The sequence below is a fragment of the Aquabacterium sp. genome (genome assembly GCF_036273115.1).
Taxonomy (GTDB): Bacteria; Pseudomonadota; Gammaproteobacteria; order Burkholderiales; family Burkholderiaceae_C; genus Aquabacterium.
Window position 1 is genome coordinate 78,254 of record NZ_DASUIN010000034.1, and the last position, 20,471, is coordinate 98,724.

Below are 20,471 nucleotides of genomic sequence, written 5' to 3' on the forward strand. Positions count from 1 at the left end.
CAAGCCATGACCAGCCTGACGGGCCTCCCCGCCCCCGCCAAGATCAATCTGTTTTTGCACGTGACTGGGCGGCGCCCTGACGGCTATCACCTGCTTCAGTCTGTCTTTTTGCCCATCGACTGGTCTGACGAACTGCACATCGAACTGCGACGCGACGGCAAGATACAGCGCCACGACCTCGGCCCAGCACTGCCCGCTGATGACCTCTGCCTGCGCGCCGCGCGTTTGCTGCAAGCCGAAAGTGGCACCTCGCTTGGATGCGACATCAGCATTCACAAACACGTCCCGTGGGGCGCCGGTCTGGGTGGCGGGAGCTCAGATGCCGCTACCGTGCTGATCGCGCTGAACAAGCTGTGGCAACTGAACTGGAGTGGCGCCCGGCTGGAAGCACTCGGACTGAAGTTGGGGGCAGACGTGCCCTTCTTCCTGCGAGGCCGCCCAGCCTGGGTGGAGGGCGTAGGCGAAATCATCACCCCCATCGAACTGCCGGCCAGTGTGTCAAATACACAACTCGCCATCCTCAAACCCCCGGTTGCCATCCCGACCGCAGCGATTTTTTCCAGCTCGCTCCTGAAACGCGACACAAAGCCTGCTATAGTCGCAGACTTTCTTGCAGCGCCTAAGCGCTTCGGTCAAAACGATTTGCAAGCTCCCGCAGCGGAGTTCAGCAGTCAAGTCAGCGAAGCGCTTGGAATCATGCAGAACCGCTTCGGCAACAGCCGAATGACCGGGTCAGGCAGCGCGGTGTTTTCCTGGGTTGAGCCCAGCAACAACACCCCCCACCTGAAGTCATTCGAGCCCACCGATGTCGGCCTGAGTGATTCTTCATGGGTCAGCCGCCTTTGTTGTGGTCTGGTTCAACATCCGTTGCTTGATTGGTTGCCGTTGTAGCAAGTTTGCAACTCACACCGATCAACAACAAAATTGAACAAGACGCTTGCAACAAACGCAAAAAGCTGGCTATAATTTGAGGCTCTAGTCAAGAGAACACTTACTAGGTTTTGACGCGAAGTTCGCTTCAAAGCAAGACCTGTGTAGGGGAGTCGCCAAGTTGGTTAAGGCATCGGATTTTGATTCCGACATACGAGGGTTCGAATCCTTCCTCCCCTGCCAAATTCTTCTGACTGATCAATCCGCCACCGCCTGTTGATCTGCACTCTGCCCGACACCTTTGCAATCCCATTGCAAACCCTTTGCTAACGGGCAAGGTGATAGGGCAAGATGCTTTTTTGCCATCTGATGCCCATGCTCTCCGATACCGTACTGTTCACTGGCAACGCCAATCCTGCTCTCGCTCAGGAAATCGCCACCCATCTGGGCATCAGCTTGGGCAAGGCCTCGGTCGGCCGCTTCTCTGACGGCGAAACCACGGTTGAAATTCAGCAAAACGTTCGCGGTCGCGAAGTGTTCGTCGTGCAGTCGACCTGTGCCCCCACGAACGACAACCTGATGGAATTGCTGGTCATGGCTGACGCCCTCAAGCGTGCATCGGCCCAGCGCATCACCGCCGTCATTCCTTACTTCGGTTACGCCCGTCAAGACCGCCGCCCCCGCTCCACCCGCGTGCCCATCTCGGCTCGCGTTGTGGCCAACATGCTGGAAGCAGTCGGCATCAGCCGCGTGCTGACCATGGATCTGCACGCTGACCAGATCCAAGGCTTCTTCAACATCCCCGTCGACAACATCTACGCTTCGCCCGTACTGCTGTCTGACCTGCAAGCCAAGAACTACCAGGACCTCGTGGTCGTGTCGCCTGACGTCGGTGGCGTGGTTCGCGCTCGCGCCCTGGCCAAGCAACTGGGTTGCGATCTGGCCATCATCGACAAACGTCGTCCCAAGGCCAACGTGTCGGAAGTGATGCACGTCATCGGTGAAATCGATGGCCGCAACTGCGTGATCATGGACGACATGATCGATACCGCCGGCACCTTGGTCAAAGCTGCAGAGGTCCTGAAGGAACGTGGCGCCAAGAGCGTGTACGCCTACTGCACCCACGCCGTGTTCTCTGGCCCTGCCATCGAGCGCATCAAGGCTTCGCATCTGGATGAAGTGGTCATCACCAACACCATCCCTCTGAGCGAGGCCGCCAAGTCGACCCCCAAGATTCGCCAACTGTCGACCGCATTCCTGTTTGCCGAAACCATCCGCCGCATCACCGACGGTGAATCGGTGACCTCGTTGTTCTCTGAACAGAACAACAATTTCTGATCGGGACGCTACAATCCCGGTCTTTCCTAAGCGCCTGGTCGCGGGCGCTTCCATTACTTAGTTTGGAGTCATCCATGAAATTCACCGCCTTTGAGCGTTCTTTGCAGGGCACCGGAGCGAGCCGCCGCCTGCGCAACACTGGCAAGACCCCTGGCATCGTTTACGGTGCAGGCAAAGCCCCCCAAAACATCGAGCTGGACCACAACGCGCTGTACCACGCCATGCGCAAGGAAGCCTTCCACTCGTCCATTCTCGAAATGGAACTGAATGGTCAGGTTGAAAAGGTCCTGCTGCGCGACTACCAAGTCCACCCCTTCCAGAAGCTGGTTCTGCACGTCGATTTCCAACGCATCGACGCCACCACCAAGATTCACAAGAAGGTGCCTCTGCACTTCGTGAACGAAGCCGAGTCGACCGCTGTCAAGATCGACAAGTGCATCATCAACCACGTTGCCACCGAGCTGGAAATCGAGTGCCTGGCTGAACAGCTGCCTGAATTCCTGACCGTTGACCTGGGCAATGTGGTGAAGGGCCAGTCGATCCACGTCGACGACCTGAAGCTGGATAGCCACGTCAAGGTGCTGACCCATGGTCGCAAGAACCCCGTGATTGCCACCGTGGTCGAGCCCGTGGAAGAAGTCATCGCCGCTCCTCAAGCTGCCGCCGAACCCGCCAAGGGCAAGAAGAAGAAGTAATTCTTCTTGGCATCTTCCTCAAAGCCTCTCGGCTTTGCGTCAAGCCCCGCTTAAGCGGGGCTTTTCCTTTGGTGCATCCAACATTGATAATCTGCGCCCATCATGATTCGACTGTTTGTTGGCCTGGGCAACCCCGGCCCTGAATACGAAGACACCCGGCACAACGCAGGCTTTTGGTGGATCGACACGCTGGCGCGCCAACTGGGCGTCACGCTGCTGCCTGACCGGGCTTATCACGGCCTGGTCGCACGAGCCAACACACCTCAAGGCCCTGTGTGGTTGCTCCAGCCCCAGACCTATATGAACGTGTCAGGCAAGTCGGTTGCCGCCTTGGCTCGGTTCTTCAAGATCAACCCCGACGAAATCCTGGTGGCGCACGATGAACTCGACATCCCCCCCGGTCAGGTCAAGCTGAAAAAAGGCGGCGGACACGGGGGCCACAACGGCCTGCGCGACATTCACGCCCAACTGGGCACCCCAGACTATTGGCGCTTGCGCCTGGGTATCGGGCACCCTGGCGTCAAGCAAGAGGTCGCGGCCTTTGTGTTGCGCAAGCCTCCTCAATCGGAACGCGAGTTGATTTTCAAATGCATCGACCAGGCCAAAGGTGCTCTGCCGGCTTTCCTGGATGGCGACATGAACAAAGCCACCACGCTGGTTCATGCACAACCACAGCGCCCCAAGCCCCCTCGCAAGCCCGCCGCGCCGGCACCCAACACCGAGGCATCCCAATCGGCCACCGCAGCACCCGATACGCCGAATACACCCGATACGCCTGCCCCGCCACAGCCATGAAGACGGCCTCCATTCGCATCCTGACGGCGACCGCGCTGCTGCACCTGTGCCTTTCTGGCATCAGCAACCCGGCACTCGCGCAGGCCTATCGTTGCGCAGATGCGAGCGGACAAAACCAGTATCAGCAATGGCCGTGCGCGCAAGCCAACGCGCAAAAGGTGATTCACATCGCCGACGCGAGAACATCAGCCCAGCGCACCCAGGCAGTTGAGGCGGCTGAGCGTGAGCAGAAACTCCTGCGGGAGATGTCACGGAGCAATGGATCGCCTTCCACGCGAGCCCTGCCCCTGACCAAACCCAAGAAAAAGGTTGACGTGGAGCCAGACCGCCGTACCACGACTGACCTGAAACGCATTCCACGCAAACGGGACTTCCGCGCGGTGCACAAAGCCGCCAGGGCTGAACATCGCCCCCACTTACCGACACGAAAGTCGCGAACTGCGGCCCGCAGCTTGCCTGCAATTGCTGGACGCTGATCAGGCGCGCCGAGCCAGCTTCTGCAAGTTCAAGTACTTGCTCATGAGTTGCTCCCGGGTCTCGGTGTGATCGGGGTCGACCGGAATGCATTCGACAGGACACACCTGCACGCACTGGGGTTCGTCAAAGTGCCCCACGCACTCGGTACATTTGTTGGGGTCGATCACATAGATGGTCTCGCCCATCGAGATGGCCTGGTTCGGGCACTCAGGCTCGCACACATCGCAGTTGATGCATTCGTCCGTGATCTTCAGTGCCATGACTTACGCCTTTGCCTGCGCAACGCGTGTCCGCAGACGCTCCAGCACACTGGGCGCCACGAATTTCGACACGTCGCCCCCCAACATGGCGATTTCGCGCACAAAGGTGCCAGACACAAACTGGTACTGGTCGGACGGGGTCAGAAAAACGGTTTCGACATCGGGCATCAGTTGGCGGTTCATGCCGGCCATCTGGAACTCGTATTCGAAGTCGCTGACCGCCCGCAGTCCTCGCACCACCACATGCCCGCCGTGCTGCACCACGAAGTCGCGCAACAAACCAGAAAAGGCGATCACTTCCACGTTGGGAAAGTCCTTGGCCAACTCCTTGGCAATGGCCAAGCGCTCGTCGAGACTGAACATCGTCTTCTTGTGGTGGCCTGCAGCGACTGCGATGATGAGTCGATCAAACAGGCGGCTTGCACGACGCATGAGATCAACGTGCCCCAAGGTCATGGGGTCAAACGTACCGGGGTAAATGGCCAAGGTGGCAACGGGATCGGTCATGAGTCGACAAACGGGTGGGAATCGGAAGAAAGTGTAGCCCTGGGACTGGGGTCAGGCGCCAGACGCCGGTTCAGCCTTACGCTGAAAAAGGTGAAAGTGCACTGCCCCCGCCTTGCCTTCCCGCGCCAGGGTGAGGTCGGCAAAATCAGCAGCGCCAAAGGCCTTAGGTGCCTCGAGGTAGATCCATCCGCCGGGTGGAACACATGGCACAGCAGCCTTCACGGCTGACTCGAAGAGTTCCGCCTCGAACGGCGGGTCCAAAAACACGAGGTCAAATAAGGTGTGCTGGCGAGCAGCTTGCCCCATCCAGGACAAGGCATCGGCCTGAATCAGCCGCACCGTGTCCTGAGCCTTGAGTTTGTCAATGCTGGTCCGAATGGCGTGCGCCAACGCGGGCTCTCGCTCAATCAAGGTGACTGAAGTGGCCCCACGAGATGCTGCTTCAAGCCCGAGAGCCCCGCTGCCTGCAAACGCATCCAGAATGGCCCAACCCGACAGATCCTGCCCCAACCAGTTGAACAAGGTCTCCCTGACGCGATTGGGGGTTGGACGCAACCCTGCAGACACTGGCACGGCCAAAGGGGTGCGTTTCCATTGACCACCAATGATGCGAACTTCCTGTGCAGCATGCCGCCCCACCTGCTGAGCGGCAGACAAACTGGTGGACTTGGGTGCGCGCGACTCTGCGGACGATCTGGAGGGGCGAGATGGGCGCATGCAAGAGGCACGGAATGTGACGAAGTCAGCATTGTAAAAAGCTCCGGCCCCTACAATGGCGGCATGTTCAGTTTCATCAAGAAAAAGCTGGGATGGGGGCAAAGCCAGGCAGAGCCTGCCCCACAGGCACCCAGCACGCCCGTAGAGCCAGCGCCCGCCCCTGAAGCGGTCGACGCACCAGCGTCCCTGGCGCCCACAGCCGCTCCGGTTTCCTCGCCTGCCACCTCGATTCCCCCAACGCCCGAGGCACAACCTGATTCGAGGCCCCCAGAGGCCGTTGCGCCGCAAACGCCACCTGCGCCCACCCCCACATCGACCGCCGCCGCGCCGGCCGCTCCGGAGCGACGGTCCTGGCTGGACAAGCTGCGTCAGGGGTTGCGCAAGACCGGCTCAAGCATCGCTCAGGTGTTCACCGGCACACAAATTGACGATGCGCTCTACGAGGAGCTTGAATCGGCATTGCTGATGGCTGACGCCGGGGTGGCCGCTACCGAATGGTTGCTGCAAGACCTGAAGCAGCGCGTCAAGGAAGCCAAGGCAACCGCACCAGAACAGGTGAAAAACCTGCTGATCGATGCCATCACCGACCTGTTGTCCCCACTGGAGAAGCCCTTGGAGGTCGGCCATCACACGCCCACCGTCATCATGGTGGCGGGGGTCAATGGCGCAGGCAAAACCACCACCATTGGCAAGCTGACCCGCCATTTGGCTGATGCCGGCCAACGTGTCTTGCTGGCTGCGGCCGACACCTTCCGCGCTGCAGCACGCGAACAACTGCTGGTCTGGGCTGATCGCAACCAGGTTGATATCGTCAGCCAGGAAGGCGGCGACCCAGCTGCGGTCACCTTCGATGCCGTACAAGCTGGGCGAGCCCGTGGCTCCGATGTGGTCATTGCCGACACGGCTGGACGCCTGGCCACCCAGTTGCACCTGATGGATGAACTGCGCAAGGTCAAGCGCGTGATTGGCAAAGCCATGGACACCGCCCCACATGAAGTGTTGCTGGTCGTCGATGGCAACACGGGCCAGAACGCGCTGTCACAGGTCAAGGCGTTTGACGAAGCGCTGGGGCTGACCGGCTTGGTGGTCACCAAGCTCGACGGCACCGCCAAGGGGGGGGTGCTGGCCGCCATCGCCTTGTGGTCGCAACAACGCAATCACCCTGTACCGGTCTATTTCATTGGTGTGGGCGAAAAGCTGGAAGACCTGCAAACCTTCCATGCCAGAGAGTTTGCACAGGCACTGCTGAGCTGATGGACGCAGGTCCGGACCAAACAAGACACCCGCGAAAGAAACAAGGGCTGCCGAGGCAGCCCTTTTTCATGGTGACGTGGCGCCTAGCTCTGCGCTTGGGGCCAGCGCGAATTCAACGGACGGAGGCATGTGCGTCCAGCGGCATGGGCGATGAGTCCATGTCGTCAAACCAGGTCGATGGCGGCGGGTCTTTGCGCTCATCCATCATGACGGGAGCCGGCTCAGCCCAGTCATCCAGGTTGAAGTCGACCTGAGACACCTCCACAGGGGGCATGCCATAGGGCACCACGACTTTCTGTGGGCCTCTGGACCCGGGTAGTTCAGCCGTACCGACAGAGGACAGCGGCGTCTTGATGACCTTCTGGACGGGCGCCATCACAGGCTTGGCCGCCTGCATTGAGGCAACGACTGCCGCAGCCTCGACGCTGCGACGCGCCGAATCGGAATCCAGTTCCTTCGAGTGGGTCACGGTGCTGACTGCGGCACCCAAGATGGCTTCACGTGCCATGGCATGCCCAGGCAAGGCGTCTTCCAACCAAACATGCACAGGAATCCGCGCAGCAGTCAAAACGCGATCCATGCGGGTGTGACGACGGGCTGTGCGCTCTTTCTCGCGCGAGGCCGGTTGGCGAACTTCAACCACCGCGATCACTTGCGAAGCAGCATCACACACCACCAGATCGGCGCACAAAGAACCCGCACGGCGCAGCCACTCGGCATACGAGTTGCGTGTCGGCACCTTGATGAACCTGGCCAATGGCACCTGCGCCAGAACAATGTGATCGGGGAGAGCCTTGCGCAAGACCATGTAAGCGTCGCGCTCAGCCGTAGTCAGAACCCGAGTGGCCATGGGCTCCCAGGCGGCCAAGGTATCAAGGGCTTCCTCTGGCGCGCGCCGCTTGCCGCGGCCAGTTTTGTCCTGACCGCCACCGACTGCCTGCTGACGGAACCACCAGGCAGCGCCCAGACCCAGGGTGCCAAAAATGCTGGCCACCATCAGGGGCCATGTTGCTATCACGTCCATGATTGACGCCTTTCCTTGCCGCGAAGAAACCGAATGAAAGACACATCCGGCTGCTTCGTAGGCTTTCGGCTGCAATCTCTGAAGATGTAGTCCTTGAGATGAAGGGCTACACCCGTAACAGAAACTAACAGTCTTGATGGGCCACCACCATGGGGGACAGCACAGGACGCAAAGGCGTCAAGGCCAATAGGTCAACGCCCCATGCCGGGCAGGCCTTTCATGCCGCCCATGCGCTTCATCATCTTGAAAAGGCCACCGCCCTTCATTTTCTTCATCATGGTCTGCATTTGCTCAAATTGGTTGAGCAAGCGGTTGACGTCCTGAATCTGCACGCCCGCACCCTGTGCAATACGGCGTTTGCGGCTGGCCTTGGTCTTGCCATCCATCAGCAAAGCGGGCTGGCGGCGCTCTTTGGCCGTCATCGCACTGATGATGCCTTCCATGCGGCGCATGTCGCGCTCGGCCTTGTCCATGTCGGCCTGGCCCGCTTTGGATGCCAGTTCAGTGGGCAGCTTGTCGATCAGACCCGACAGCCCGCCCATCTTTTTCATCTGACTGATCTGAGACAGGAAATCGTTGAAATCAAAGTCGGCGCCAGACTTGACCTTCTCGGCCAAACGCTGAGCCGCTTCAATGTCGACCCCTTTCTGAACCTCTTCCACCAGGGCCACGATGTCGCCCATGCCCAGCACACGGCCGGCGTGGCGATCTGCATCGAATACCTCCAGGCCATCGATTTTTTCGGATACCCCGGCAAACTTGATGGGCACCCCGGTGATCTGGCGTACGGACAAGGCAGCACCGCCGCGGGAGTCACCGTCCATCTTGGTCAGCACAATCCCGGTCAAGGGCAAAGCGTCCTTGAAGGCCTTCGCTGTGTTAACGGCGTCCTGACCCTGCATGGCGTCGACCACAAACAGGGTCTCAACCGGCTTGAGTTGCGCGTGCAGATCGCGAATTTCAGCCATCAAGGCTTCGTCGATCGCCAAGCGGCCGGCGGTGTCGACCAGCAACACGTCGAAATAGTGCTTGCGGGCGTAGTCGATGGCAGCCGCAGCGATGTCGCGGGGTTTCTGGTCAGGCGTCGACGGGAACCATTCAGCTCCGGCCTGCCCCGTCACGGTTTTCAGCTGTTCGATGGCCGCGGGGCGGTACACGTCAGCGGAAACGGTCAAGACCTTTTTCTTGCGTTTTTCGATCAGGTGCTTGGCCAGCTTGGCTGTGGTGGTGGTTTTACCCGCACCTTGGAGACCGGCCATCAATATGATCGCAGGCGGTTGGGTCGCCAGGTCCAGATCAGCCACGCCTTCGCCCATCGTGGCAGCCAGCTCTTTCTGAACAATGCTGACCAAAACCTGACCAGGCGTCAGCGAGGCCACAACCTCCTGCCCCAAGGCTTTTTCCTTGACGCGCGCAACGAAATCACGCACCACGGGCAAGGCAACGTCTGCCTCCAACAGGGCCATGCGCACTTCTCGCAGCATGTCCTGCACATTGGACTCGGTGATGCGGGCTTGGCCTCGCATGGTTTTGACGAGTCGACTGAGGCGTTCGGTAAGGTTGGATGCCATGAAACTATGGTGAAAGCTGTTGGCGCGATGCTGCGCCGAAGAATATGAACCCGCCGTCAGCGGCCAGTCCACTTTAAACTGTCAGCATGATTTTATCGCCCACCACCCCCAGCTTTTGGCCCAGTGTCGTTGCCGTGGTGGCCTATGTGCTGGCCGCCGTGATCCCGCCCGCGCCGATTCACGACCCCACGGAATCGAAATATCAGGTCGATCGGGGCATCTGGCTGGCCCTGACGTTGGGGTGGCTGGGCCAACTGGTGTCCATTCTGGTCGACGCGTTTGCCATTGGCCTGCCCCATGCAGGCGCGCGATTTGGCTTTGCGCCAGCCCTTTCCGTCACCACCTGGCTGGTTCTGGCGGTCTATGCAGTTGAAAGCCATCGGCTGCGTTTACCCCACATCCGCCGGGCCCTGGCGGTTTTGGCGGGCGGCACCGTGGCGCTGGCTTGGTTTTTCCCTGGTCAAGCGCACCCTCTCTCGGCCGGTCAGTGGGCGCCACTGCATTGGCTCACGGGCTTCGCGTCTTACGGTCTGTTCGGGGCAGCCTTGCTGCACGCGGCCGTCCTCAACCAGGCGGAGCAGCACCTGCGCAACAAGCCAGGCCAACACAAGGCCGCGACAGGAGGTCTGCAACAAGCGCTGGGCATTCCACTGCTGAGGCTCGAGTCCCTCACATTCCGCTTTGTCGGCGCAGGCTTTGCCATGTTGACGTTGACCCTGGCACTCGGCGCCCTGTTTTCTCCCCAGTGGCGCTGGGACCACAAAACCGTTTTCTCGGTGCTGTCGTGGGCTGTATTTGCCACCTTGCTCCTGGGGCGCGCCCGGTTTGGCTGGCGCGGCCGAGTCGCCACGCGCTGGCTGATCGCAGGCTCCTTGCTCTTGCTGTTGTCGTATGTAGGCTCCCGCTTTGTGCTGGAGGTCTTGCTGCATCGCGCCGCCCCCATCTGATTGACCATGCTGAAATACCTGCTGCTGGCACTGTTGGTCATCTGGCTGTTCTATTCGCCAGCGATCCGACGTCAAATGCGGCGCCAAGCGCCTGAACAGCAGCCACAGACACCAGCGGAGACCGCTCCGGTCGTGATGCGGCAATGCGCCCATTGCGGCGTCCATTTCCCGCAGGCCGATGGGTTGGTCGTTCATGTCGCCGGCTCGCAGCAATACTTCTGCAGCGAAGCCCATATGCGTGCCGGCGCCACCGAACCGCGCGCCTGATATGGGTCCATCCAAAAAGCCACCCGAGTCCCCAGCCCCGCCCGCTGCATGGCCCAGCACCACTGGCTCCTGGTTTGGAGGCCCAGCGCTGACCGATCTCGCCTGGCCGGATGACGATGCCGCCACAGTGGGCAACGACGATTTCGCCAGAACATCCGGTGAGCCCTACGATACAGATCGGACCGACCCAACGTCCGGCTCGGCCAAATCGAACACGTTTTTTCGAATCTACCGAGCATTTCTGGCTGCGCGCGCGGCGCTCGGGCTGACCCTTGTCGGCATCCTGGTCGGCGCCACCTTGTTCGGCAGTCATCCTGCCTGGTGGATGCTGGCGCTGACACTTTTGTATTGCGCAGCAACGCTGATCTGGTGGGCGCTGCCCTCACAGCGTCAATTCAAGAACCCGGCACAACACACCCTGCGACCACGCCAATCCTTGGCCACCATTGGTCTTGACCTGGCGGCATTTGCCTTGCTGCACTACCTGGCGGGCGCGAGCTTCAATTCACAGGCATTGTTGATCCTGCCCGTCCTGATGGCGTCGGTCTTGCTGCCCAGGCTGATGGCCCTGGGTGTCGCCGCCGCTGCCACCCTGACCATACTGGGGGCCGCGTGGTTGCAATACGAGGGCACGGGTAGTGCCCCCACCCTTCTGTTCACCCAGGCTGGTCTGACCGGTTTTGGTCTGTTTGCGATCGCGATTCTGGCCAGCGAGCTGTCATCCCGGCTGGCGCGCGAAGAGCGCAGCGCCAAGGGCAGCATGGAATTGGCCCGCCAGCAGGCGCAACTCAACAAGCTGGTCATCGAGCAAATGAGCGAAGGGGTCTTGGTGGTCGATCGAGTCGGTCGGGTCCGCAGCGCCAACCCAGCAGCCAGACGCCTTCTCGCAGCACAGGGGCAGACGACCAAAGCGCCATTCCAACTGCGTGGGGTGCCAGCATGGCAACCGTTGGTTCGCGCCATTGACAAGGCGGTCGGCAACCCGGCCCTGGCGGAAGAAGGCCTGGTCGCCGAACTGGTGTTTGACGACGAAATCAGGCGAGCACTGCGACTGCGCGTCCGGTTCACCCGGGGGCAAGGCACCAGCCAGGACCACAGCGAAGATGTTTGCGTGATGTTCATAGAAGACGTGCGCACCCTTCAAGCACGGCTGCGGCAAGACAAGCTGGCAGCGATGGGACGCATGTCAGCTGGCATTGCGCATGAAATCCGCAACCCCCTGGCAGCCATCTCTCAAGCGAATGCCTTGCTGGCTGAAGATTTGCAATCACCCGCCCAGTTGAAGTTGACTCAGATGGTCAGCGACAACGTCAGCAGACTCAAACACATCGTCGACGACATCCTGACCGTCGCACCAGGCGTTCGCCCCCCCGCACCGGTGATCGACGCGCTGGATGCGGTGGACGGACTCTGTCAGGAGTGGGCCGCGACCCATGGCATTCAGATCCAGACGCACGCGCACGCACCAGGCCTGATGCAGCTTGACGTCAATGGCTGCAAGGCATCACCCACTTACCCTCACCTGTTCATCCGATTTGAACCAGATCACCTCCAGCGTGTTCTGGTCAACTTGCTCGACAACGCGCTGCGCTACAACAGCGGAGCCCCAGGGGCTTTGCTGGTGTCCCTGCAATGGAGCGCTGGGGCATTGCCCCACGGGCTGCTGATGCTGTCGGTTCTCAGTGACGGCGAACCCATCACACCCGAAACCGAGCGTTCACTGTTCGAGCCGTTTTTCTCGACCAGCAGTCGCGGCACGGGCCTGGGCTTGTATATTTGTCGGGAACTGTGCGAACGCCACGGCGCGCACATTGACTATCGCCAGCACCCCTTCGGCTTCCGTCACCGCAACGAATTCTTCGTCACGATTCCGGTCGAGCCTTCACCGCATCCCGCAGTTCAAGCATGACATCGCCCGCCTCCCATCGCCTGCTGGTCGTTGACGACGAGCCCGATCTGCGGACCCTGTATGAGCTCACGCTTTTGCGTGAGGGCTATGCGGTCGACACGGCCGGCTCCATTGACGATGCATGGCAGCACCTGCAACAGCAAAGCTACAGCGCCGTCATCACCGACATGCGCTTGCCCGACGGCAATGGCCTGGACTTGATTCAGCGTCTCGACGCTGCACGCCGACCCGAGCGAGCCATTGTCATCACCGCCTATGGCTCGGCCGAGAATGCCGTCACGGCGCTGAAGGCCGGCGCCTACGACTACCTCACCAAACCCGTTGACCTCAAGCAGTTCAGATCGGTCGTCCTGTCTGCCGTAGGAGGGGCCGAGCGCCCCGGTTCAACGGCACCCAGCGCAGCACCAGAAGCAAAGCCTGAATCCGGTGCCCTGACGGCACGCGGGGTCCCTCCGCTGATGAGCCACTCCCTGGCACTGACGCGGCTGACCGGACACAGCCCGGCCATCGAGCAGGTGCGCAGCCTCATCGAAAAAGTCTCTCGCAGCATGGCCCCCGTCTTGCTGTGGGGCGAGTCGGGCACTGGTAAGGAACTGGTGGCTCGCGCCATCCACGACGTCAGCGCTCGCAGCAAAGGTCCGTTCATCGCGGTCAACTGTGGCGCCATTCCCGAACACCTTCTGGAAGCCGAGTTCTTCGGCTACCGCAAAGGCGCATTCACCGGCGCATCGGAAGATCGCGACGGCTTCTTCCAGGCCGCTCGTGGCGGCACCTTGTTTCTAGATGAAATCGGTGACCTGCCCTTGTCGATGCAATCCAAATTGCTGCGCGCCATCCAGGAACGAGCCGTGCGGGCCGTCGGCACAACCGCGGAGGTTCCGGTCGATGTTCGCATCGTCAGCGCCACACACAAGGACCTGGCAGCGGCGGTACAACAAGGCACATTCCGGCAAGACCTTTACTACCGCCTCAACGTCATCCAGATTGCCCTGCCACCTTTGCGTGAGCGTCTGACAGACCTACCTGCGTTGAGTCAGCGTCTGCTCGAAAAAATTGCCAAAGAGTCCCACCTCGAAACAACGCCCACGCTGAGCCCAGCCGCCCTGCAGGCACTCGCCCAGTATGCGTTTCCAGGCAACATCCGGGAGCTTGAAAATCTGCTGCAACGCGCCGTGGCCCTCAGCAATCAGTCTCTGATTGAACCGGACGACCTGGGCTTGTCTCCGACCAAGCTCCCCGAGCCAGCCGAAAGTACCGCAGCAGCGCCCTTCCCCATTGCGCCCCCCTTGACCACAACGAGCCACGACCCGATTGAAGCGGCGCTCCCCCCAGATCTTGCGGGACACCTCGACACCATCGAGCGCGACATTCTGGTCAGGGCCTTGGAAAAACACCGCCTGAATCGCACAGCCGCAGGGTCCAGCCTGGGCCTGACCTTGCGTCAGATGCGCTACCGGATGGCTCGGCTCGGCATCCAGATCACAGACCAAGGCCTCAAACTCGGTGAACGCTTTGACCCCGACCAAGATACCGAATGAAGTCGCGACCTGGTGTGATGGCTGGTTGCAAGGCATCCGCCACGCCCCCTCGCCGAATTTTGGCCCGCGCCCGCCTGTGGAGTCCATCAGCATGGTGGTGGTTCACTCCATCAGCCTCCCGCCGGGCCAATACGGCGGCAACGAGGTCGAACAGTTGTTCCTCAACCAGCTTGACTGGTCTGCGCACCCTTACTTCGAGCAAATCAGGGGAGCGGAGGTCTCGGCGCACTTCTTCATCCGACGTGACGGTAGCCTGATCCAGTTCGTCTCGGTCAACGACCGGGCCTGGCATGCGGGCAAGTCATCCTGGATGGGACAAGACAACTGCAACGACTATTCGGTGGGCGTTGAACTCGAAGGCCTCGAAGACCATCCCTTCGATCCTCCGCAATATGAAACTCTGAGCCGACTCATCGCCTCATTGGCATTGCTGTGGCCAATCCGCACTGTGGTGGGACACGAACACATTGCCCCCGGGCGCAAAAGGGACCCTGGCATCGCCTTCGACTGGGTCGACCTCGGCGCTCGACTAGGCCCACTCAAGGGCCTGATCCCCGCGCTACCTCGCCGCGCTTGAGCACCACAAATGCCATTTGAAACTCGGCCATCCCGAGTTCTCCCATGGGCAGTTTCCCTGAATTACATCAAGACTTCTTGAGCCAGACGCTTTTAGCGTTATAGTCTCACCCGAACACTACAGGTAGTGCTTAAAAGACAAGCAGACACCAGATATAGTGTTCAAGCACAGACAGCCAGTAGCACAAATTCTGGCCTCCAAGAGGGCTATGCAGCACGTCGCAGGCCCTTAGAGCTACAAGAGGATTAAACATGCAATCGACAACGACCAGCACCATGTCGCCCACTGCGTCGGCCTTCCCTGGCACCTCGGCCCAGGAAGCAGCGCCCGCACGCCAATCGGCCTTCTCGTCTTACCAGATCATCCGACGCAATGGTGCGGTCGTTTCCTTTGAGCCCAGCAAGATTGCTGTCGCCTTGATGAAGGCGTTTCTGGCCGTGCACGGCACACAAGGTGCAGCATCGGCCAGCGTGCGCGAAACCGTTGATGGCTTGACCGAAACCGTCGTCCGAGCCCTGGTGCGCTCGCGTCCCGGCGGCGGCACATTCCATATTGAAGACGTTCAAGATCAGGTCGAACTGGGCCTGATGCGCAGCGGCCACCACGAAGTGGCTCGTGCCTACGTGCTTTATCGCGAGCGCCGCTCGCAAGAGCGCGCCAAGCAAGCTGAAGAACAGCAAGCCGCCGCCCTGCCCACCATGCATGTGGTCGATCGTGGTCAACGCATCCCTCTCGATGTTGCCCGCCTGCAAGCCCTGATCGAATCGGCCTGTGAAGGCCTGGGCGCTGATGTGCAAGCCGCCCCCATCATTGCCGAAACCCTGCGCAATCTGTACGACGGCGTCTCCATCGACGAGGTCTACAAGGCCGCCATCCTGGCCGCCCGCACTCGCATCGAGCACGACCCGGCCTACACCCGCGCCACCGCCCGCCTGTTGCAGCACACCATTCGCCGTGAAATCCTCGGCGAAGAAGTCACGCACGCCGAAATGGCCACGCGCTATGCCGACTACTTCCCCCTCTTCATCAAGAAGGGCATCGAAGCCGAATTGCTCGACGACAAGATGGGCCAGTTCGACCTGGCTCGCCTGGGCGCCGCTCTGAAGTACGAACGCGATCTGAACTTCGACTACCTGGGCCTGCAAACCCTGTACGACCGCTACTTCCTGCACGTGGATGGCAAGCGCATTGAAATGCCTCAAGCCTTCTTCATGCGTGTCGCCATGGGCCTGGCTCTGAACGAAATCGACCGCGAAGCCCGCGCCATCGAGTTCTACGAACTGCTGTCGTCGTTCGACTTCATGTCGTCCACCCCCACGCTGTTCAACTCGGGCACCCGTCGCTCGCAGCTGTCGTCGTGCTACCTGACCACCGTGCCTGACGACCTCGACGGCATCTACGAAGCCATCAAGGAAAACGCCCTGCTGTCCAAGTTCGCTGGCGGTCTGGGTAACGACTGGACGCCTGTGCGTGCCTTGGGCTCTCACATCAAGGGCACCAACGGCAAGTCGCAAGGCGTGGTCCCCTTCCTGAAGGTCGTCAACGACACCGCTGTGGCCGTGAACCAAGGCGGCAAGCGCAAGGGCGCGGTCTGTGCTTACCTGGAATCGTGGCACTTGGATGTCGAAGAATTCCTGGAACTGCGCAAGAACACCGGTGACGACCGTCGTCGCACCCACGACATGAACACCGCCAACTGGATTCCTGACCTGTTCATGAAGCGCGTCATGGAAGGCGGCGACTGGACCTTGTTCTCGCCCTCTTCCTGCCCAGACCTGCACGACAAGTTCGGCAAGGCCTTCGAAGAGGCTTACACCAACTACGAAGCCAAGGCTGACCGTGGCGAGATCAAGCCCTTCAAGCGCATCAAGGCCGTTGACCTGTGGCGCAAGATGCTGTCGATGCTGTTCGAAACCGGCCACCCCTGGATCACCTTCAAGGATCCTTGCAACGTGCGCTCGCCTCAACAGCACGTGGGCGTCGTTCACTCGTCCAACCTGTGCACCGAAATCACCCTCAACACCAACGGTGGCGAAATCGCCGTGTGTAACCTGGGCTCGGTGAACCTGGCTCAACACTTGAAGGACGGTGGCATCGACCACGACAAGTTGAAGAAGACCGTGCGCACCGCCATGCGCATGCTCGACAACGTGATCGACATCAACTACTACGCCGTCAAGAAAGCGCGTGACTCGAACCTGCGTCACCGCCCTGTCGGCCTGGGCATCATGGCCTTCCAGGACTCGCTGTACCAACTGCGCGTGCCTTACGCCTCTGACGCCGCTGTCGAGTTCGCTGACCGCTCGATGGAAGCCGTCTGCTACTACGCCTACATGGCCTCGACCGAACTGGCTGAAGAGCGCGGCCGCTACAGCAGCTACCGCGGCTCGCTGTGGGATCGCGGCATTCTGCCGATCGACTCCTTGAAGTTGCTGGCTGAAGAGCGTGGCGGTTACGTCGAAGTTGACACCTCCACCACCATGGACTGGGATGCTCTGCGCGCTCGCATCGCTCAATTCGGCATGCGCAACTCCAACTGCGTGGCCATCGCCCCCACCGCCACCATCTCCAACATCGTGGGCGTGGATGCATCGATCGAGCCTTGCTTCGGCAACCTGTCGGTCAAGTCCAACCTGTCGGGCGAATTCACCGTGGTCAACGAATACCTGGTGCGCGACCTGAAGAAGCTGGGCCTGTGGGACGACGTGATGGTCATGGACCTCAAGCACTTCGACGGTTCGCTGCGTCGCATTGATCGCGTGCCTGAAGATCTGAAGGCTTTGTACGCCACCGCATTCGAAGTCGAACCAGTCTGGCTGGTGGAAGCCGCGTCGCGTCGCCAGAAGTGGATCGACCAGGCTCAGTCGCTCAACATCTACATGGCAGGCGCATCCGGCAAGAAGCTCGATGAAACCTACAAGCTGGCATGGCTGCGTGGCCTCAAGACCACCTACTACCTCCGCACTGTAGGCGCCACTCATGCGGAGAAGTCGACGGTGTCTCGTGGTCAACTCAATTCCGTACCCAGCACAGGCGGCATGACCAGCGCATCGATGGCACCTGCTGCTGCGCCACAAGCCGCGCCTGAGTTGTCTGGCGAACCGGCCACCGACATCAAGTTCTGCTCGATCGACAACCCCGATTGCGAGGCCTGTCAGTAAAGCGCAAGGCATACGATCCATGTGATCCATGAACAAGGCCTCGGCATCATCCCTGACGCTCGAGGCCTTGTTTGCCTTCTATTCATGCGCACTTCGATGCAAGCCAGCAACAACCCTGCGCCATTTGTGTCAAGAAGTGCTTGGTGTTTTTAACAACACCCTTCCATAATCCGAATCCATAGGATGTTCACCATGTTGGTCTGGGAAGACGACTCCTCTTCGAAATCATCTTCGATGAATCTTGGTTCTGTGCCCTCTTCGCTCGGCGATGCACGGAACGCTGCAGCGTCGACGCTGCAAACTCCTGCAACATCCACCACCACATCATCTCCTGCCGCCTCGGGTCGTCGTGTCAACGTCGCCGACAAGCGCATCATCAACGGCCAGACCGATGTGAACCAACTGGTGCCCTTCAAGTACAAGTGGGCCTGGGAAAAGTATCTGGCCACTTGCGCCAACCACTGGATGCCACAAGAAGTGAACATGTCTCGCGACATCGCCTTGTGGAAAGATCCCAATGGCTTGACCGAAGACGAGCGCCGCATCATCAAGCGCAACCTCGGCTTCTTCGTGACCGCCGACTCGCTGGCCGCCAACAACATCACGCTGGGCACCTATCGCCACATCACAGCGCCCGAGTGCCGCCAGTTCCTGCTGCGTCAGGCTTTTGAAGAAGCCATCCACACCCACGCCTATCAATACATCGTTGAATCGCTGGGCTTGGATGAAGGCGAAATCTTCAACGCCTATCATGAGGTCTCAGCCATTCGCGAAAAGGACGAGTTCCTGATCCCGTTCATCGACGCGATCATGGACCCCAACTTCAAGACTGGCACCCTCGAAGCTGACCAGACTCTGCTGAAGTCGATCATCGTCTTTGCGTGCCTGATGGAAGGCCTGTTCTTCTACGTGGGCTTCACACAGATTCTCGCGCTGGGTCGCCAAAACAAAATGACCGGCGCTGCCGAGCAGTATCAGTACATCCTGCGCGATGAATCGATGCACTGCAATTTCGGTATTGACCTGATCAACCAGATCAAACTGGAAAACCCACAATTGTGGACACCGCAATTCAAGGCTGAAATCAAGGCGCTTTTCCTTAAAGCTGTTGAACTGGAATACCGATACGCTGAAGACACCATGCCACGTGGCGTGTTGGGCCTCAATGCATCCATGTTCAAGGGTTATCTGCGCTACATCGCGAATCGCCGAGCCACTCAAATTGGTTTGGAAGAACTCTTCCCGAATGAAGAGAACCCCTTCCCATGGATGAGTGAAATGATTGATCTGAAGAAGGAACGTAACTTCTTCGAAACCCGCGTCATCGAATACCAGTCGGGTGGCGCACTGTCCTGGGATTGAGCACCTTGCCGCAAGTTGCAAAGGCATCGACCCGGAACATGTCCACCCGACATAACCCATTCATTGCACCGCACTCAGATCCTAGGGGGTGTTGGGCGATGGATCTCTGTGCTGCACACCGCAGCACAGTGCTCTTTGCAACTTGATCAAGGAGATACGTATGGCAACTGCGAAAAAGGTAGCAACCAAGAAAGCTGCCCCAGCCAAGAAGGCTGCTGTGAAGAAAGCTGCTCCCGCTAAGAAGGCAGCAGTGAAGAAGGCTGCACCTGCCAAGAAGGCTGCAGCCCCCAAGAAGGCCGCTCCTGCCAAAAAGGCAGCAGTGAAGAAGGCTGCACCCGCCAAGAAGGCAGCAGCCCCCAAGAAGGCCGCTCCTGCCAAAAAGGCAGCAGTGAAGAAGGCTGCACCCGCCAAGAAGGCAGCAGCCCCCAAGAAGGCCGCTCCTGCCAAAAAGGCAGCAGTGAAGAAGGCTGCACCTGCCAAGAAGGCAGCAGTGAAGAAAGCTGCACCAGCCAAAAAGGCTCCTGCAGCGAAGAAGCCTGCCGCCAAAAAGGCTGCAGCCAAAAAGCCTGCCTCCAAGCCTGCCCCTGCTGCACCTGCTCCTGCAGCCAAGAAGCCTGCTGCCCCAGCTGCGAAGACCACTCTGAGCCCTCAAGCCGCGTGGCCCTTCCCAACAGGCAACAAGCCCTGATCGCCGCATCCATTGATGCGCTCGAAGCCCGACCCCGGTCGGGCTTTTTTCTTGCCCCGCCTCGCTCCCATGGCCACATCGAAATCCAACTCGCGCCAGCCCGCTCGCGACGCGGGCTTAGCCCTGGCTCTCACTCTAGACTGGCCCTGCCTCCGACTGGCCGATGCCGGCAAACCCAGCGAGCACATCGTGCTTGACGTCAGCGTGTCGCCCAACGCAAAGAAAACCGAGGTGGTCGGCTGGCACGATGGCGCTTTGCGCGTTCGCTTGAACGCCCCACCGGTCGATGGCGCAGCCAACGAGGCCCTTCGGCGGTGGCTGTCTGACGAAATTGGCATCCCCATGGCCAACGTGACCCTGCTGCGCGGCGCCACAGGCCGGCGCAAGCAACTATCCCTGGACGCGAATGCAGCAACAATCGCCGCATGGCTGAAAGGCCTGCAAGACAAAGGCGCACTCGCAGGCAAACAGGCCGGATAGAATACGAGGTTTGTCGCAAGACCATCAGCAAAGG

General features: G+C 60.1%; 20 protein-coding genes and 1 tRNA gene. 16 read left to right on the forward strand and 5 right to left on the reverse strand.

The genetic code is table 11. The features are described 5' to 3' along the window. Nucleotides 1-6 precede the first annotated feature (6 nt). From ispE to VFW72_RS15760, 6 genes are all read left to right on the forward strand, one after another. Nucleotides 7-891, forward strand: coding sequence for a 4-(cytidine 5'-diphospho)-2-C-methyl-D-erythritol kinase (ispE, locus tag VFW72_RS15735; protein WP_329675236.1), 885 nt, complete (start codon nt 7-9; stop codon nt 889-891). A 145-nt stretch (nt 892-1,036) separates the two neighbouring features. Continuing rightward, nucleotides 1,037-1,113, forward strand: a tRNA-Gln gene (locus VFW72_RS15740). Nucleotides 1,114-1,245: 132 nt separating this feature from the next. Next, nucleotides 1,246-2,208, forward strand: a complete 963-nt coding sequence (locus tag VFW72_RS15745; protein ID WP_329675271.1) for a ribose-phosphate pyrophosphokinase — start codon at nt 1,246-1,248, stop codon at nt 2,206-2,208. 74 nt (nt 2,209-2,282) lie between these two features. Next, a complete protein-coding gene (locus VFW72_RS15750; RefSeq protein WP_329675237.1) occupies nt 2,283-2,903 on the forward strand; it encodes a 50S ribosomal protein L25/general stress protein Ctc in 621 nt (206 codons plus the stop codon). A 102-nt stretch (nt 2,904-3,005) separates the two neighbouring features. Then, nucleotides 3,006-3,698 carry an aminoacyl-tRNA hydrolase gene (gene pth / locus VFW72_RS15755; protein WP_329675238.1) on the forward strand — a complete coding sequence of 231 codons (693 nt, stop codon included), beginning with the start codon at nt 3,006-3,008 and terminating at the stop codon, nt 3,696-3,698. Next, nucleotides 3,695-4,174: a DUF4124 domain-containing protein gene (locus tag VFW72_RS15760; protein ID WP_329675239.1), complete on the forward strand. Its 480-nt coding sequence runs from the start codon at nt 3,695-3,697 to the stop codon at nt 4,172-4,174. The genes pth and VFW72_RS15760 overlap by 4 nt, the downstream gene beginning before the upstream one ends. Here the strand turns inward: VFW72_RS15760 and VFW72_RS15765 are convergent, their stop codons facing one another. From VFW72_RS15765 to rsmD, 3 genes are read right to left on the reverse strand one after another with little or no spacing between them, the layout of a single operon-like run. After that, nucleotides 4,175-4,435, reverse strand: coding sequence for a YfhL family 4Fe-4S dicluster ferredoxin (locus tag VFW72_RS15765; RefSeq protein WP_329675240.1), 261 nt, complete (start codon nt 4,433-4,435; stop codon nt 4,175-4,177). 3 nt (nt 4,436-4,438) lie between these two features. Continuing rightward, complete coding sequence (coaD, locus tag VFW72_RS15770) at nt 4,439-4,942, reverse strand: pantetheine-phosphate adenylyltransferase (RefSeq protein ID WP_329675241.1); 504 nt, start codon at nt 4,940-4,942, stop codon at nt 4,439-4,441. A gap of 51 nt (nt 4,943-4,993) precedes the next feature. After that, nucleotides 4,994-5,659 carry a 16S rRNA (guanine(966)-N(2))-methyltransferase RsmD gene (gene rsmD / locus VFW72_RS15775; RefSeq protein WP_329675242.1) on the reverse strand — a complete coding sequence of 222 codons (666 nt, stop codon included), beginning with the start codon at nt 5,657-5,659 and terminating at the stop codon, nt 4,994-4,996. A gap of 63 nt (nt 5,660-5,722) precedes the next feature. Between rsmD and ftsY the strand changes: the two genes are divergently transcribed. Beyond that, complete coding sequence (ftsY, locus tag VFW72_RS15780) at nt 5,723-6,913, forward strand: signal recognition particle-docking protein FtsY (protein WP_329675243.1); 1,191 nt, start codon at nt 5,723-5,725, stop codon at nt 6,911-6,913. A 112-nt stretch (nt 6,914-7,025) separates the two neighbouring features. Here the strand turns inward: ftsY and VFW72_RS15785 are convergent, their stop codons facing one another. Next, the gene (locus VFW72_RS15785) at nt 7,026-7,937 is read right to left on the reverse strand and encodes a DUF2726 domain-containing protein (protein WP_329675244.1); all 912 of its coding nucleotides are present in this window, start codon (nt 7,935-7,937) and stop codon (nt 7,026-7,028) included. Between the two features lie 191 nt (nt 7,938-8,128). Beyond that, nucleotides 8,129-9,508: a signal recognition particle protein gene (gene ffh / locus VFW72_RS15790; RefSeq protein ID WP_329675245.1), complete on the reverse strand. Its 1,380-nt coding sequence runs from the start codon at nt 9,506-9,508 to the stop codon at nt 8,129-8,131. 86 nt (nt 9,509-9,594) lie between these two features. Between ffh and VFW72_RS15795 the strand changes: the two genes are divergently transcribed. The 9 genes from VFW72_RS15795 to VFW72_RS15835 all read left to right on the forward strand — a co-directional run bounded on the left by VFW72_RS15795 (nt 9,595) and on the right by VFW72_RS15835 (nt 20,437). Next, on the forward strand, nt 9,595-10,455 hold the full coding sequence (locus tag VFW72_RS15795; RefSeq protein WP_329675246.1) for a cytochrome C assembly family protein: 861 nt from the start codon (nt 9,595-9,597) through the stop codon (nt 10,453-10,455). A 6-nt stretch (nt 10,456-10,461) separates the two neighbouring features. Then, nucleotides 10,462-10,722: a PP0621 family protein gene (locus VFW72_RS15800; protein ID WP_329675247.1), complete on the forward strand. Its 261-nt coding sequence runs from the start codon at nt 10,462-10,464 to the stop codon at nt 10,720-10,722. 1 nt (nt 10,723) lies between these two features. Then, nucleotides 10,724-12,631, forward strand: a complete 1,908-nt coding sequence (locus VFW72_RS15805) for an ATP-binding protein (RefSeq protein WP_329675248.1) — start codon at nt 10,724-10,726, stop codon at nt 12,629-12,631. Beyond that, a complete protein-coding gene (locus VFW72_RS15810) occupies nt 12,628-14,169 on the forward strand; it encodes a sigma-54 dependent transcriptional regulator (RefSeq protein WP_329675249.1) in 1,542 nt (513 codons plus the stop codon). The genes VFW72_RS15805 and VFW72_RS15810 overlap by 4 nt, the downstream gene beginning before the upstream one ends. After that, the gene (gene ampD / locus VFW72_RS15815; RefSeq protein ID WP_414638819.1) at nt 14,135-14,746 is read left to right on the forward strand and encodes a 1,6-anhydro-N-acetylmuramyl-L-alanine amidase AmpD; all 612 of its coding nucleotides are present in this window, start codon (nt 14,135-14,137) and stop codon (nt 14,744-14,746) included. The genes VFW72_RS15810 and ampD overlap by 35 nt, the downstream gene beginning before the upstream one ends. A 251-nt stretch (nt 14,747-14,997) precedes the next feature. After that, the gene (locus tag VFW72_RS15820; RefSeq protein ID WP_329675250.1) at nt 14,998-17,907 is read left to right on the forward strand and encodes a ribonucleoside-diphosphate reductase subunit alpha; all 2,910 of its coding nucleotides are present in this window, start codon (nt 14,998-15,000) and stop codon (nt 17,905-17,907) included. A gap of 192 nt (nt 17,908-18,099) precedes the next feature. After that, the gene (locus VFW72_RS15825; RefSeq protein WP_329675273.1) at nt 18,100-19,269 is read left to right on the forward strand and encodes a ribonucleotide-diphosphate reductase subunit beta; all 1,170 of its coding nucleotides are present in this window, start codon (nt 18,100-18,102) and stop codon (nt 19,267-19,269) included. Between the two features lie 160 nt (nt 19,270-19,429). Continuing rightward, nucleotides 19,430-19,957 (forward strand): histone, encoded by a 528-nt coding sequence (locus VFW72_RS15830; RefSeq protein WP_329675251.1) that lies wholly within the window; start codon nt 19,430-19,432, stop codon nt 19,955-19,957. A gap of 69 nt (nt 19,958-20,026) precedes the next feature. Next, nucleotides 20,027-20,437, forward strand: a complete 411-nt coding sequence (locus tag VFW72_RS15835; protein ID WP_329675252.1) for a DUF167 domain-containing protein — start codon at nt 20,027-20,029, stop codon at nt 20,435-20,437. Nucleotides 20,438-20,471 lie beyond the last annotated feature (34 nt).

Coding starts and splice junctions, on each gene's coding strand:
- ispE (WP_329675236.1), top strand. CDS start 7: ATGACCAGCCTGACGGGCCTCCCCGCCCCCGCCAAGATCAATCTGTTT.
- VFW72_RS15745 (WP_329675271.1), top strand. CDS start 1,246: ATGCTCTCCGATACCGTACTGTTCACTGGCAACGCCAATCCTGCTCTC.
- VFW72_RS15750 (WP_329675237.1), top strand. CDS start 2,283: ATGAAATTCACCGCCTTTGAGCGTTCTTTGCAGGGCACCGGAGCGAGC.
- pth (WP_329675238.1), top strand. CDS start 3,006: ATGATTCGACTGTTTGTTGGCCTGGGCAACCCCGGCCCTGAATACGAA.
- VFW72_RS15760 (WP_329675239.1), top strand. CDS start 3,695: ATGAAGACGGCCTCCATTCGCATCCTGACGGCGACCGCGCTGCTGCAC.
- VFW72_RS15765 (WP_329675240.1), bottom strand. CDS start 4,435: ATGGCACTGAAGATCACGGACGAATGCATCAACTGCGATGTGTGCGAG.
- coaD (WP_329675241.1), bottom strand. CDS start 4,942: ATGACCGATCCCGTTGCCACCTTGGCCATTTACCCCGGTACGTTTGAC.
- rsmD (WP_329675242.1), bottom strand. CDS start 5,659: ATGCGCCCATCTCGCCCCTCCAGATCGTCCGCAGAGTCGCGCGCACCC.
- ftsY (WP_329675243.1), top strand. CDS start 5,723: ATGTTCAGTTTCATCAAGAAAAAGCTGGGATGGGGGCAAAGCCAGGCA.
- VFW72_RS15785 (WP_329675244.1), bottom strand. CDS start 7,937: ATGGACGTGATAGCAACATGGCCCCTGATGGTGGCCAGCATTTTTGGC.
- ffh (WP_329675245.1), bottom strand. CDS start 9,508: ATGGCATCCAACCTTACCGAACGCCTCAGTCGACTCGTCAAAACCATG.
- VFW72_RS15795 (WP_329675246.1), top strand. CDS start 9,595: ATGATTTTATCGCCCACCACCCCCAGCTTTTGGCCCAGTGTCGTTGCC.
- VFW72_RS15800 (WP_329675247.1), top strand. CDS start 10,462: ATGCTGAAATACCTGCTGCTGGCACTGTTGGTCATCTGGCTGTTCTAT.
- VFW72_RS15805 (WP_329675248.1), top strand. CDS start 10,724: ATGGGTCCATCCAAAAAGCCACCCGAGTCCCCAGCCCCGCCCGCTGCA.
- VFW72_RS15810 (WP_329675249.1), top strand. CDS start 12,628: ATGACATCGCCCGCCTCCCATCGCCTGCTGGTCGTTGACGACGAGCCC.
- VFW72_RS15820 (WP_329675250.1), top strand. CDS start 14,998: ATGCAATCGACAACGACCAGCACCATGTCGCCCACTGCGTCGGCCTTC.
- VFW72_RS15825 (WP_329675273.1), top strand. CDS start 18,100: ATGTTGGTCTGGGAAGACGACTCCTCTTCGAAATCATCTTCGATGAAT.
- VFW72_RS15830 (WP_329675251.1), top strand. CDS start 19,430: ATGGCAACTGCGAAAAAGGTAGCAACCAAGAAAGCTGCCCCAGCCAAG.
- VFW72_RS15835 (WP_329675252.1), top strand. CDS start 20,027: ATGGCCACATCGAAATCCAACTCGCGCCAGCCCGCTCGCGACGCGGGC.